The following is a 12,836-nucleotide window of genomic DNA, read 5'->3' on the forward strand; positions in this document are numbered from 1 at the left end:
CTGAACCGGGGGACTAGTACGGGCCGCGGTGACGGTCGTAGTAGGCGCGGAGCCAGGGGCGGCGGACGGCGGGCAGTTGGACGAGGGTGCCCGTGACGGCCTTGTGGTGGACCTCGAAGCGGCGCCACGGGAGGGGCGGCAGCGGGTAGTCGTCCCGCAGGACGCCCTCCGGCAGCGTGCCGGTCGCCGGCATCGGCGAGGTTTCCCCGGGGAGGGCGAGGTACGCCCAGACTCCCGTGTCCAGCGGTACGACCTCCGCCGCCCCGGACGGGGGCCGCCACGGCTCCCCGGTCAGCGGGTGGCGCGGGACGAGCAGGATGTCCGCGGCGGCCGGCCCGGGTGGCGTGACCCCCGGCCCGGCGAGGGCCACGGAGAGGGCCGGGGGCCCGGCCGCCAGGGCCCTGGCGACGGCGTCGCCGAGCAGCTCCGCGACGGGGCCTGCGGGGAGGACCACCGGCCGGCCCTCGGAGGCCACCAGCAGGTGGGCCAGTGCCACCCCGACCGCGGCCTCCCAGCGGCGGCTCCACGATCCGTCCGGTTCGACCGGCGGGATCCGCTCCGGCGCGCTCAGGAGGTCGTCCCAGCCCGGCGGCGGGGCGGCGGGCAGGCCCGAGGGCACGCGCCGCACGGCGTCGGGCTCCAGCCACACCGCCTGCCACAGACCGCAGTCGTCCGTCCGGGTCGCCACCGCGCTCCCACAGCCCTCGCAGGCCAGATTGGGTCCGTCGCGGCCGTCCACCCCCCGGCAGTAGCCCGCGCACTTCTCGGGGATCAGGACCATGTTCCGGGAGTCGCCCGGGGCGATGGCGATCCTGCCCCGCGGTCCGAAGGACACCGAGTACACCGGCGCGTGGATGCCCTGGGCGGCCGCTGCCTCTTCCCCGACCTCGTCCCACAACCGCCAGGGCGGGCCCGAGGGTCGGGGGTCGACTGCGTACGTCGCCGGATCCATCAGCGGCGGGTGCAGTTCCTCCCAGCCCGCGTAGCCGGTGTGGACGGGAAGGGCCCGCCGGGCCACCGGCGCCGTCAGCTCCGTACCGCACCCGGCGCACGTGAACACGTCCAAACAAGCTCCCCCTCGGCCCCGGCAACCCCGGAATCCTCCCCGCCCGGGCCGCGGCGGGTCCACCGGTTTTCGGGCGCGCGGGCCCCCTCAGGCCGCGGGTGGCTCCAGGTCCGGGATCAGGCGTCCCCTGCGGGAGAGCAGGAAGCGCTTGAACTCCGCCACCGGCGGGGTGTCCGGGTGGCCGTCGAGCCAGGCGACGCCGATCTCGCGGACCGCGCGCGGGGCGGTGACCGTCAGTTCGACCACGCCCGGGCGGGGCACGGCCGGCGGGGGCAGGAGGGCCACGCCCAGGCCGGCGGCGACCAGGCCGCGCAGGGTTTCGGCCTCCTCGCCCTCGAAGGCGACCCTGGGGGTGAAGCCGGCCTCCGCGCACAGGTCGTCGGTGATGCGGCGCAGGCCGTAGCCGGGTTCGAGGGTGACGAAGGTTTCCTCCGCGGCCTCGGCGAGGCGGATGCGCTTGCGGACGGCGAGGCGGTGGTCTTCGGGGACGACCAGGCGCAGGCGCTGTTCGTCGAGGCGGCGGGCCACGAGGTCGGGGGCGTCCGGGACGGGCGAGGTGAGGCAGAGGTCGAGTTCGCCGGAGCGGAGTTTGTCCAGCATGGCCTCGCCGTAGTTCTGGACGAGGGAGAAGCGGATGCGCGGGTGGTCGGCGCGGAACGCGCGGATGAGGCCGGGTACGGTCTCGGGGCCCAGGGTGTGCAGGAAGCCGAAGGCGACCTTGCCGAAGGCCGGGTCGGCGTCGTGCTGGACGGATTCGGCGGCGCGGGCGATGCCGTCGAGGGCCTGTTCGGCGGAGGCCAGGAAGGTGCGGCCGGCCGTGGTGAGGGCGACGGTGCGGCCCTTGCGGGCGAACAGGGTGACGCCCAGGTCCTCTTCGAGTCGGACCATCGCCCGGGAGAGGGTGGACTGCGGGACGCCCAACTCGTGTGCGGCGCGCGTGACGTGCTCGTGCCGGGCGACGGCCGCGAAGTACGCGAGGCGGGGCGCCAGCAAACGTGTCACGGACAAGTCTTCTTCGTAACGGTTCATAGACAGGCGCCGCCCTGAGCTGTGCTGATGCATGAGTGGATCGATTATCGCGATTCTGTGCATTGGACGCATCAAACTCGGCGGGCATACGGTTTTCGCATGCCTCCCGCTCATACCGGGGCACCCGTCACCACGGGTGCCTCCACCCCGTCGTCCCCGGCCCCCCTTGATCAAGACGGCACACCGCACTCCCCCGGCCGCCCCGGCTACCGCCGGATGAGCCTCGCGCTCTTCGCCGCCGGGCTGGCGACCTTCGCCCTCCTCTACTCCACCCAGGCCCTGCTGCCCGCGATCTCCGCCGGTTTCGGCGTGACGGCGGGTCAGGCCAGCTGGACGGTGTCCGCGGCCACCGGCGCGCTCGCGCTGTTCGTCCTGCCGCTCAGCGCGCTGTCCGAGCGGTTCGGGCGGACCCGGATGATGACCTGGTCGATGGTGGTGGCGGTGGGCGTCGGCCTGCTGATCCCGCTCGCGCCGAGCCTGGAGTGGCTGATCGCGCTGCGCGCCGTCCAGGGCGCGGCGATCGCGGGGATCCCGGCCTCCGCGATGGCGTACCTCGCGGAGGAGGTCAAGCCGAAGGCGCTCGTCGCCGCGATCGGCCTGTTCGTGGCGGGCAATTCCATCGGCGGCATGAGCGGTCGCCTCGTCACGGGCTGGGCGGCCCAGGTGTGGGGCTGGCGGGCCGGGCTGGGCGCCGTGGCGCTGATGTCGCTGGTCTGCGCGGTGGCGTTCCTGGTGCTGCTGCCGCGGGCGCGGTTCTTCCGGCCGGCGTCGCTGAACCCGCGCGCGGTGGGCCGTACCGTCGCCGGTCACCTGCGCGATCCGCTGCTGCTGCGGCTGTACGGGATCGGCGCGCTGTTCATGACCGTGTTCGGCGCGGTGTACACGGTGATCGGCTACCGCCTGGTCGACGAGCCGTTCTCGCTCGGGCAGGGCGTGATCGGGTCGATCTTCCTGATCTACCTGGTCGGTACGGTCTCCTCCGCGGCCGCAGGTCAGCTGGTGGCCCGGACGGGGCGGCGCGGTGCGCTGTACCTGGCGGTGACCACCACCGCGCTGGGGCTGCTGCTGTCGCTGGCGGATTCGCTGGCCGCGATCCTGCTGGGCCTGGTGCTGATCACCGCGGGCTTCTTCGCGGGGCACGCGGTCGCCTCCTCGGCGGTGAGCCGGACGGCGAAGACGGGCCGGGCCCAGGCCTCCGCCCTCTACCAGTCCGCGTACTACCTGGGCTCCAGCGCGGGCGGCACCCTGGGTGCCCTCGCCTACCACTCGGCGGGATGGGCCGCGACCGTGGGCATCGCGCTGCTGGCGGTGCTGGGCGTCGTGTCGATCACCCTGTACGGATCGCGCGTGGCCCGTGCGGAGCGGCGCCTTCCGGTCGGGGCGGCGGCCCGGATGACGGCCGCCGCGCGCTGAGACGCGTACCGCCGGTGTCGGCCGTTCGGGCTGCCGTTGTCAGAGCCCTCGGGTAGTTTCCGAAGTATCGGAGCTATCTGGGGGAAGACCATCATGAGCGACCTCGCGACGACACCGCAGGACCTCGACCTCGATGCGGCGATGGACCGGTACCGGGTGGAGCTCACCGGCTACTGCTACCGGATGCTGGGCTCGTCCTTCGATGCCGAGGACGCCGTGCAGGACACGTACATCCGTGCCTGGCGGAGCTACGAGAAGTTCGAGGGCCGGTCGTCGCTGCGGTCGTGGCTGTACCGGATCGCCACCAACGTGTGTCTGGACCTGTTGAACGCGGGGAACAAGCGGGCCCGCCCGATGGACCTGACCGCCCCGCAGCACCAGGCCTCCGCCGTGCTGAACGAACGGTCCGAGGTGACCTGGCTGGAGCCGGTTCCGGACGGGCGGGTGCTGCCGCAGACCGCCGACCCGGCGGAGATGGCCCTGGCGAAGGAATCCGTCCGGCTGGCGTTCGTCGCGGCGCTCCAGCACCTGCCTGCGAAGCAGCGGGCGGTGTTGATCCTGCGCGAGGTGCTGGCCTGGAAGGCCGACGAGGTGGCCGCGCTGCTGGAGACCACGGTGGCCTCGGTGAACAGCGCCCTGCAGCGGGCCCGGGCCACGCTGGCCTCGCACGGGATCCGCGACAGCGATCCGGCGGACCCGCTGGACGCGGACCAGGCGAAGCTGCTGGAGCAGTACCTGTCCGCCTTCGAGGCCTACGACATCACCCGGCTCACCACCCTCCTCCACGAGGACGCGGTGCTGTCGATGCCGCCGTTCGACCTGTGGCTGCAGGGCCACGCCGACATCGCGGCGTGGCACCTGAACCAGGGCATGGGTTGCAAGGGCTCCCGCCTGATCCCGACGACGGCGAACGGCATGCCGGCCTTCGGCCAGTACCGCCCGGCAGAGTCGGGGACGGGCCACACCCCGTGGGCGCTCCAGGTCCTGGAGATCTCAGACGGGAAGATCGTCGGGCTCAACGCCTTCCTGGACACCGCCCGGTGGTTCCCGCTCTTCGGGCTCCCCGAGCAGCTCGACGAGACCGACGAGGCCCAGTAGCGCGCGGTAGGCGGGGCCTACGCCGGTCACGGTGAAGGCCCCGCCGTGACCTCGGGCGGTCAGCCGCAGCCGGGCCAGCACCTCCACGGCGGCGAGCCCGGGCGCGGTGACGGCGCCGGCATCGCACTCCACCGCCGTCGCCCCGTCCTCGTAGAGCCGGGCCAGGCGGGCGCACAGCCGCGCGGTGTCCTGTGCCGTCGGGGCGGGTCCGGGCAGCACGAGTCGGATCATCTCCATGCGGGGATGACTCCCCGGCCTGCGCGAATTCATCGGCGGGTGCGCACAATGGCGCGATGAACCCCGCGCACCAGCCCGCGTATTGGGACCCGATGCCCACCGCCCGACGGATATCCGAGACCGAGTCCTACCTGAACGCCGAGATGTTCAAGGGACAGTGGGAAGACCGGAACTGGCGCAATGTGCCGGGCCCCTTCTACGCCGGCGAGACCGACGAGATGGCCCTCGGGCGCATGGACGCCCCGAACCACATCTGCTACGACGACGATCACGGCGGGGGCTTCGGCCGCGTGTTCGTCTTCCGCCAGCCGACGGACGAGTCCCAGGTCTTCGACGTGATGTGCGGGGCCGCGCTGGAGCTGTACCAGGGCTACAACTGGGACGGCGACGACCACTGGACCGTGGAGGGCGTCCGCGACTGGTGGGACGACCGGGGCCGGGTCCGCGAATGGGCCGTCGCGATCGCCGCCGACTGGGGCGCCGACACCCACCCCCACTGGGGGTACAACGCCGACCCGCAGTACCTGGGCCACTACCACGACGCCGCGCAGGGCCACCGGGATTTCATCGCCTACATCGACGACGGCCTGGAGGCGTACCTGCGCGGCTACCTGTACTGGCTGGAGCAGCGGCGGGAGCCGGAGCCCGGGGAGGCCCTGCCGGGCCTGTGAAAAGACGCCGGCGCGGCTCCGGACGGGGAGCCGCGCCGACGAAACCAGGGCCCGGACTCAGGCGATGCGGTCCAGGACGATCGGCGTGGCGGAGAACGGGGTGCCCGCCGGGGCGATGTCGTGGCTGCCCTCCAGGGAGGCCAGGGCGTAGTCGAACTTCTCCGGGGTGTCCGTGTGCAGGGTCATCAGCGGCTGCCCGGCCGTGACCGTGTCGCCCGGCTTGGCGTGGAGCTCGATGCCCGCGCCCGCCTGCACCGGGTCCTCCTTGCGGGCGCGGCCCGCGCCGAGCCGCCAGGCGGCCACGCCGACGCCGTAGGCGTCCAGGCGGGTCAGGACGCCCGAGGAGGCGGCCGTGACCACGTGCTGCTCGCGGGCCACCGGCAGGGCCGCGTCCGGGTCGCCGCCCTGGGCCGCGATCATCCGGCGCCAGTGGTCCATCGCGGAGCCGTCGGCCAGGGCCTTCGCCGGGTCGGCGTCCTTGATGCCCGCCGCTTCCAGCATTTCCTGCGCCAGGGCGATGGTCAGCTCGACCACGTCCGCCGGGCCGCCGCCGGCCAGCACCTCGACCGACTCGCGGACCTCCAGCGCGTTGCCGGCGGTCAGGCCGAGCGGGGTGGACATGTCGGTGAGCAGGGCGACCGTCTTGACGCCGGAGTCGGTGCCGAGGCCCACCATGGTGCGGGCGAGCTCGCGGGCGTCCTCGATGTTCTTCATGAAGGCGCCGGTGCCGACCTTCACGTCCAGGACGAGCGAGCCCGTGCCCTCGGCGATCTTCTTGGACATGATCGAGGAGGCGATGAGGGGGATGGCCTCCACGGTGCCCGTGACGTCGCGCAGCGCGTAGAGCTTCTTGTCCGCCGGGGCCAGGCCGTCGCCCGCCGCGCAGATGACCGCACCCGTGGTGTCCAGGACGTGCATCATCTCTTCGTTGGAGAGCAGCGCGCGCCAGCCGGGGATGGACTCCAGCTTGTCGAGGGTGCCTCCGGTGTGGCCGAGGCCGCGGCCCGACAGCTGCGGGACGGCCGCGCCGCAGGCGGCGACGAGGGGGGCCAGCGGCAGGGTGATCTTGTCGCCGACGCCGCCGGTGGAGTGCTTGTCGGCGGTCGGGCGGGAGAGCGCGTCGAAGTTCATGCGCTCGCCGGAGGCGATCATCGCGGCGGTCCAGCGGGCGATCTCGGTGCGGTTCATGCCGTTGAGGAGGATGGCCATCGCCAGCGCCGCCATCTGCTCGTCGGCGACGACACCGCGCGTGTACGCGTCGATGACCCAGTCGATCTGCTCGGGGCTCAGCTCGCCGCGGTCCCGCTTGGTCCGGATGACGGAGATGACGTCCATGTGGTGCTTCTTTCTACGCGCATAGATAGAGGGGTTTACCGGAATTACGACGGCCCCCCGCCCAGGGGCGGAGGGCCGTCGGCACGCTTATCTCAAGTGGTCGGGCCCGAAGGCCTGCGGCAGCATCTCCGTCAGCGGGAGGACCCCCTTCGGGGTTTCCACCAGCAGTTCGGGTCCGCCGAATTCGAAGAGGAGCTGTCGGCAGCGGCCGCAGGGGACGAGGATCTCGCCCCTGCCGTCGACACAGGTGAAGTGCGTCAGCCGGCCGCCGCCGGTGGCCTGGAGGGAGGAGACCAGGCCGCACTCGGCGCACAGGCTGAGCCCGTAGCTCGCGTTCTCGACGTTGCAGCCGACGACGGTCCTGCCGTCGTCGACGAGCGCGGCGGCGCCGACCGGGAAGCCGGAGTACGGGGCGTACGCCCGGGACATCGCGTCCCGGGCCGCCTCGCGCAGGGCTTCCCAGTCGACGGGGTGCGCCGTCGTCACTTGCCCTGGCCCTTGCGGTACGGCAGGCCGTCCGCCTTCGGCATCCGCAGGCGCTGCGCGGACAGCGCGAGCACCAGCAGCGTGGTCACGTACGGGGCCGCGTCCACGAACTGGCTGGGCACCGAGTCGGTCAGCGCGTACCAGACGAACAGCAGCGCGGCACAGGCCGCCGAGATGCCGGCCTGGAGGTACTTCTTCTTGTACAGCTGCCAGGCGCAGACCAGCACCAGGACGATCGCGATCAGCAGCAGCAGCGCGTGGACGTTCGTGGCGCCACCGCGCAGCTTGAGGCTGTCGATGAAGCCGAAGAGGCCCGCGCCCAGCGCCATGCCGCCCGGCATCCAGTTACCGAAGATCATCGCGGCGAGGCCGATGTAACCGCGGCCGCCGGTCTGGCCCTCCTGGTAGATGGGGCTGGCGACGATCGACAGGAAGGCGCCGCCGAGGCCCGCGAGGGAGCCCGAGACAATCACGGCGATGTACTTGTACTTGTAGACGTTGACGCCGAGGGACTCCGCGGCGGTGGGGTTCTCACCGCAGGAGCGCAGCCGCAGGCCGAAGGTGGTGCGCCACAGCACCCACCAGGTGGCCGGGATGAGCAGCAGGGCGACGACGGTCAGCAGCGACAGCTCGGTGACGAGGCCGCCGATGACGCCGGCGAGGTCCGAGATGAAGAACCAGTGCTTGCCCTGGAGGTCGGCCATCCAGTCGGACAACCCTGGCACCGTGATCTTGTAGATCGGCTCGACCTGCGGAGACTGCTTCGAGGAGCCGCCTTCCGCCTCGGCGAAGGTGAAGTTCGACAGGTACTGGGTGAAGCCCAGCGCCAGGATGTTGACCGCCACACCGGAGACGATGTGGTTCACGTTGAAGGTGACCGTGATGATCGCGTGCAGCAGGCCGCCGATGGCGCCGCCCGCGAGACCGGCGATGACACCGGTCCAGGGACCCCACTGGTAGCCGGCCCAGGCACCGAACCAGGTGCCGAGGATCATCATGCCTTCGAGGCCGATGTTGACGACGCCCGCGCGCTCGGCCCACAGGCCGCCGAGGCCGGCGAGGCCGATCGGCACGGCGAGCGAGAGGGCGCCGGAGACCTGGCCGACGGAGGTCAGGTCGTTCGCGCCGCTGATCAGGCGGACCAGCGAGACCAGCGCGAGGCCACCCGCGATGATCAGCATGATCCAGGGCAGGGTGAGCTTCTTGCGGCCGGCCGGCTTCTTCGGGGCGGCCGGCTTCGCGGAAACGGTGCTGGCGCTCACGCCGCGACCTCCTTGTCGGTCTTGATGGCGTTGCCCGCGGCCAGTTCCTCGCCGACCTTCTGCTGCTGCCGGCGGATGCCGTAACGGCGGACGAGTTCGTACGAGACGACGACCGCGATCACGATCAGGCCCTTCATGATCGTGCCGATCTCCTTCGCGTACCCGGCCTGGTCGAGCGAGGCGGAGGCCTTGTCGATGAAGGCCATCAGGAACGCGGCGAAGAGGATGCCGACCGGGCTGTTGCGGCCGAGCAGCGCGATGGTGATGCCCGTGAAGCCGACACCGGTCGGGAAGGCCAGGTTGTACGTGTGCGTCTCGCCCAGCAGCTGCGGCATGCCGGCGAGGCCCGCGACCGCGCCCGAGATGAGCATCGCGGTGACGATCATCTTCTTGGCGTCGACGCCGGAGGCCTGCGCGGCGGACTCGCTGGCGCCGGTGGCGCGCAGGTCGAAGCCGAAGCGGGTCCGGTTGAGGGTGAACCAGTAGACGATGCCGAGGGCGAAGGCCACGAAGGTGAAGCCGTAGATCTCCAGCCCGTCGCCGATGGACACGGCCGGGAACCAGCCTGACTCGGCGATGTCACCGGTCGTCAGGTCGTTGGAGCCCTCCAGCTGGACGCCGAGGTTCTTCGTCAGCATCAGCCAGGCGATCAGGCTGGTCGCGATGGCGTTCAGCATGATCGTGGAGACGACCTCGCTGACCCCGCGCTTGGCCTTGAGGACACCGGCGATGCCGGCCCAGAAGGCACCGGTGAGCATCGCCACGAGGACGATCAGCAGCAGGTGCAGCGGGCCCGGCAGGGCCACGGCCGCACCGACCACGGCGGACAGCATCGCCGCGAGGCGGTACTGGCCGTCGACGCCGATGTTGAAGAGGTTCATCCGGAAGCCGATGGCCACGGCCAGGGCCGCCAGGTAGTACGTACCGGCCTGGTTCACGATGAGGACCTGGACGTCCTCGTAGCTCGCGTTCTCCACCATGAGGCGGAGCGGCTCGATCGGGTCGATGCCCGTCGCGGCCAGCACGATCACGGTCAGCAGGAACGCGCTGGCCAGTGCGAGCACCGGCCCGGCGAAGCCGAGGATCAGCCGGTCCTTGTCGAATTTCTTCATCGGGCCTCGTCCTCCGGTGCATCGGTACCGGCCTCGGTACCGGCGGCGGAGTGGTTGTCGGTTGCTTCCAGGTGCCCGGAGGCGGCGCCCGTCATGGCGGTGCCGAGCTCCTCCGGGGTGACGGTCGCCGGGTCGGCGTCCGCGACCAGGCGGCCGCGGTAGATCACCCGCAGGGTGTCGGACAGGCCGATGAGCTCGTCCAGGTCCGCGGAGATCAGCAGGACGGCCAGGCCCTCCCGGCGGGCCTCGCGGATCGCGTCCCAGATCTGCGCCTGCGCACCGACGTCCACACCGCGGGTGGGGTGGGCGGCGATGAGGAACTTCGGGTTGTGGCTCATCTCGCGGCCGACGATCAGCTTCTGCTGGTTGCCGCCGGAGAGCGAGGACGCGGTGACGTCGATGCCGGGCGTGCGGACGTCGTACTCGCGCACGATCCGCTCGGTGTCCTTGCGGGCGGCCTTCAGGTCGAGGATGCCGCGCTTGGAGTTGGGCGCCTCGGTGACGTGGCCGAGGATGCGGTTCTCCCACAACGGGGAGTCCAGCAGCAGGCCGTGGCGGTGGCGGTCCTCGGGGATGTAGCCGATGCCGCCGACGCGGCGCTCGCGCACCGGGGCCTTGGTGATGTCGTTGCCGTCCAGGCTGATGACGCCCGCGTCGGGGGTCATCATGCCCATGAGGGCCTCGATGAGCTCGGTCTGGCCGTTGCCCTCGACGCCGGCGATGCCGAGGACCTCACCCTTGTGGATGGTGAGGTTGATGTCGTCCAGGAGCCGCCGGCCCGCCTCGACGCTCTCGGACACGTACGCGTCCGACTCGGGCAGCGGATCGTGCGAGAGGGCCACCGGGGTGGTCGTCACGAAGCCGGTCTCGACTACGGTCAGCCCCTCGACGCGGAGCATCGGCGTGGTGGTGACCGTCGACTCGCGGGTCTCCGGGGAGGGCAGCTCGGCGCCGACCATCAGCTCGGCGAGCTGCTTGGTGGTGGCGGTCTTCGGGTCGGCGGTGCCGACCGTGGTGCCGCGCCGGATGACGGTGATGTCGTCGGCGACCTTCAGGACCTCGCCCAGCTTGTGCGAGATGAAGATGACGGTCAGGCCCTCGGACTTGAGCTCGCGCAGGTTGTCGAAGAGCGCGTCCACCTCCTGCGGCACGAGCACGGCGGTCGGCTCGTCGAGGATGAGGATCTTGGCCCCGCGGTAGAGGACCTTGAGGATCTCCACGCGCTGGCGGTCGGCGACCCCGAGGTCCTCGACCAGGGCGTCGGGACGTACGCCGAGGCCGTACGCGTCCGAGATCTCCTTGATCTTCTTACGCGCCTTGGCACCGATGCCGTACAGCTTCTCGCCGCCGAGAACCACGTTCTCCAGGACGGTGAGGTTGTCGGCGAGCATGAAGTGCTGGTGCACCATGCCGATGCCGCGGGCGATGGCGTCGCCGGGGCTGGTGAAGGAGACCTGCTCCCCGTCGATGGCGATGGTGCCCTCGTCCGGCTTCTGCATGCCGTAGAGGATCTTCATCAGGGTCGACTTGCCGGCACCGTTCTCGCCGATCAAGGCATGGACCGTGCCCTTGCGGACGGTGATCGCGATGTCCTTGTTGGCGACGACGCCGGGGAAACGCTTGGTGATGCCGTGCAGTTCTACGGCGGGGGGCGGGCTGGACGCGTTGATGACGCACTCTCCTTGGCCGGAAGGAGCGGAAGGCAGGGGAGACAGGGCGGGGAGAGAAAGTATCGCGTCCACGATGCTTCTACGCGCGTAGCACTGTCGGAAGTGAAAACTTGCGGCCAACTGGCCACGAGCCACACGGAATGCGGCTCAAAGAACGTGGTTCGGGGCCCGGGAGCGATTGAGACCGCTGCCCGGACCCCGGATACCACGACTACATGTCAGGAACTGCCTTACGGGGCGGTCTTGACGGTGATCTTCTTGGCGATGATGTCGGCCTTGGCCTTCTCCACCGCGGCGACGACGTCGGTCATCTCCTTGTACTTCGGGTTGGAGTCGGCCAGGCCGACGCCGTCCTTGTCCAGGCCGTAGCGGATCTCACCGGTGGTCGGCTTGCCGTCCTCGACCGACTTGATCAGGTTGAAGACGGAGTCCGAGACGTCCTTGGTGACCGAGGTCAGGATCGCGTCCTTGTACTTCGCCAGACCGGCCTGGTTGTACTGGTCGGAGTCGACACCGATGGCCCACTTGCCCTTGGCCGAAGCGGCCTCGATGGCACCGGAACCGGCGAGACCGGCAGCGGCGTAGACCACGTCGGCGCCACCGTCGATCTGGCCCTGCGCGGCGGCCTTGCCGAGGTCGGGCTTGGCGAAACCGTCGAAGTTCGGCGGCTGGGTCAGGTACTGGACCAGGACCTTGGCGTTCGGGTTGGTGTCCTTGACGCCCTGCTCGAAGCCCGCCTGGAACTTCTTGATCAGCGGAACCTCGACACCGCCGATGAAGCCGACCGTGCCGGTCTTCGACGCCTTGGCGGCGGCGACGCCGGCCAGGTAGGAGCCCTGCTCCTCGTTGAAGACCATGTTGGCGACGTTCGGGCCGGTCACCGAGGTGTCGTCGATGATGCCGAAGGTGGTGTTCGGGAACTTCGGCGCGACCTTCTTGATGGCCGGGGCGTAGGCGAAGCCGACGCCGATGACCGGGTTGTTGCCCTTGCGGGCCAGCTCGGTGAGGCGCTGGACCTTGTCGGCCTCGCCCTCGCCGTCGGTGGGCTCCGCCTCGGCGCCCTTGATCTTCAGCTCCGACTCGGCGCGCTGCAGACCCGCGTAGGCGGCGTCGTTGAACGACTGGTCGCCGCGGCCACCGATGTCGTACGCGATGGCGGCGGTGGCGGCCTTCGTGGTGCTGTCGGAAGAGGTGTCAGACGACGACTTACCGCCACAGGCGGTGGCCGAGAGGGCCAGCGCCGCGGACGCGATGCCCACGGTGGCGATCCTGGTGATCCGGCGCAAGGGGAGGCTCCTTCAAAACCTGACCGAAGCGCCACGACCGGCGCTGGTTTCGCGGCGATCGTAACGCGCGTAGATGTCAGTTAAGGGCCTGTTCATGAGTCGTTATCGGATCGTCGCGAATCAGACAGTGACCGATCAGTAACGCTCACGCGCCCAACCCTTGTGTACCAA

The 12,836-nt window shown here is 70.7% G+C and carries 12 protein-coding genes; 3 read left to right on the forward strand and 9 right to left on the reverse strand.

The window, feature by feature from the left end; all coding sequences use genetic code 11:
• Positions 1-13: 13 nt before the first annotated feature.
• Together OG625_RS14575 and OG625_RS14580 are read right to left on the reverse strand one after the other, a co-directional pair.
• The gene (locus OG625_RS14575; RefSeq protein WP_329380293.1) at positions 14-1,066 is read right to left on the reverse strand and encodes a hypothetical protein; all 1,053 of its coding nucleotides are present in this window, start codon (positions 1,064-1,066) and stop codon (positions 14-16) included.
• Positions 1,067-1,153: 87 nt separating this feature from the next.
• On the reverse strand, positions 1,154-2,095 hold the full coding sequence (locus OG625_RS14580) for a LysR family transcriptional regulator (RefSeq protein WP_329380296.1): 942 nt from the start codon (positions 2,093-2,095) through the stop codon (positions 1,154-1,156).
• Between the two features lie 99 nt (positions 2,096-2,194).
• Between OG625_RS14580 and OG625_RS14585 the strand changes: the two genes are divergently transcribed.
• Together OG625_RS14585 and OG625_RS14590 are read left to right on the forward strand one after the other, a co-directional pair.
• The gene (locus OG625_RS14585) at positions 2,195-3,508 is read left to right on the forward strand and encodes an MFS transporter (protein ID WP_329380299.1); all 1,314 of its coding nucleotides are present in this window, start codon (positions 2,195-2,197) and stop codon (positions 3,506-3,508) included.
• Positions 3,509-3,601: 93 nt separating this feature from the next.
• On the forward strand, positions 3,602-4,606 hold the full coding sequence (locus OG625_RS14590; RefSeq protein WP_329380302.1) for a sigma-70 family RNA polymerase sigma factor: 1,005 nt from the start codon (positions 3,602-3,604) through the stop codon (positions 4,604-4,606).
• On the opposite strand, the gene OG625_RS14595 is transcribed toward OG625_RS14590, so the two are convergent.
• Positions 4,502-4,843, reverse strand: a complete 342-nt coding sequence (locus tag OG625_RS14595; RefSeq protein WP_329380305.1) for an STAS domain-containing protein — start codon at positions 4,841-4,843, stop codon at positions 4,502-4,504. The two genes, OG625_RS14590 and OG625_RS14595, sit on opposite strands and share 105 nt — an antisense overlap.
• A gap of 56 nt (positions 4,844-4,899) precedes the next feature.
• Between OG625_RS14595 and OG625_RS14600 the strand changes: the two genes are divergently transcribed.
• A complete protein-coding gene (locus OG625_RS14600; RefSeq protein ID WP_329380308.1) occupies positions 4,900-5,514 on the forward strand; it encodes a hypothetical protein in 615 nt (204 codons plus the stop codon).
• A 57-nt stretch (positions 5,515-5,571) separates the two neighbouring features.
• Here OG625_RS14600 and OG625_RS14605 read toward each other — a convergent pair whose 3' ends face one another.
• The 6 genes from OG625_RS14605 to OG625_RS14630 form a co-directional block, all read right to left on the reverse strand.
• Positions 5,572-6,849 carry a thymidine phosphorylase gene (locus OG625_RS14605; RefSeq protein WP_329380311.1) on the reverse strand — a complete coding sequence of 426 codons (1,278 nt, stop codon included), beginning with the start codon at positions 6,847-6,849 and terminating at the stop codon, positions 5,572-5,574.
• 87 nt (positions 6,850-6,936) lie between these two features.
• On the reverse strand, positions 6,937-7,335 hold the full coding sequence (locus OG625_RS14610; protein ID WP_329380314.1) for a cytidine deaminase: 399 nt from the start codon (positions 7,333-7,335) through the stop codon (positions 6,937-6,939).
• On the reverse strand, positions 7,332-8,597 hold the full coding sequence (locus tag OG625_RS14615; protein WP_329380317.1) for an ABC transporter permease: 1,266 nt from the start codon (positions 8,595-8,597) through the stop codon (positions 7,332-7,334). Before OG625_RS14615 ends, OG625_RS14610 begins: the two co-directional genes overlap by 4 nt.
• Entirely contained in the window at positions 8,594-9,709 is a 1,116-nt protein-coding gene (locus tag OG625_RS14620) for an ABC transporter permease (RefSeq protein ID WP_329380319.1), read from the reverse strand. Before OG625_RS14620 ends, OG625_RS14615 begins: the two co-directional genes overlap by 4 nt.
• On the reverse strand, positions 9,706-11,451 hold the full coding sequence (locus tag OG625_RS14625; RefSeq protein ID WP_443067717.1) for an ABC transporter ATP-binding protein: 1,746 nt from the start codon (positions 11,449-11,451) through the stop codon (positions 9,706-9,708). Before OG625_RS14625 ends, OG625_RS14620 begins: the two co-directional genes overlap by 4 nt.
• A 158-nt stretch (positions 11,452-11,609) precedes the next feature.
• Positions 11,610-12,665, reverse strand: coding sequence for a BMP family lipoprotein (locus OG625_RS14630; RefSeq protein ID WP_329380322.1), 1,056 nt, complete (start codon positions 12,663-12,665; stop codon positions 11,610-11,612).
• Positions 12,666-12,836 lie beyond the last annotated feature (171 nt).

Source organism: Streptomyces sp. NBC_01351, from assembly GCF_036237315.1.
Taxonomy (GTDB): Bacteria; Actinomycetota; Actinomycetes; order Streptomycetales; family Streptomycetaceae; genus Streptomyces.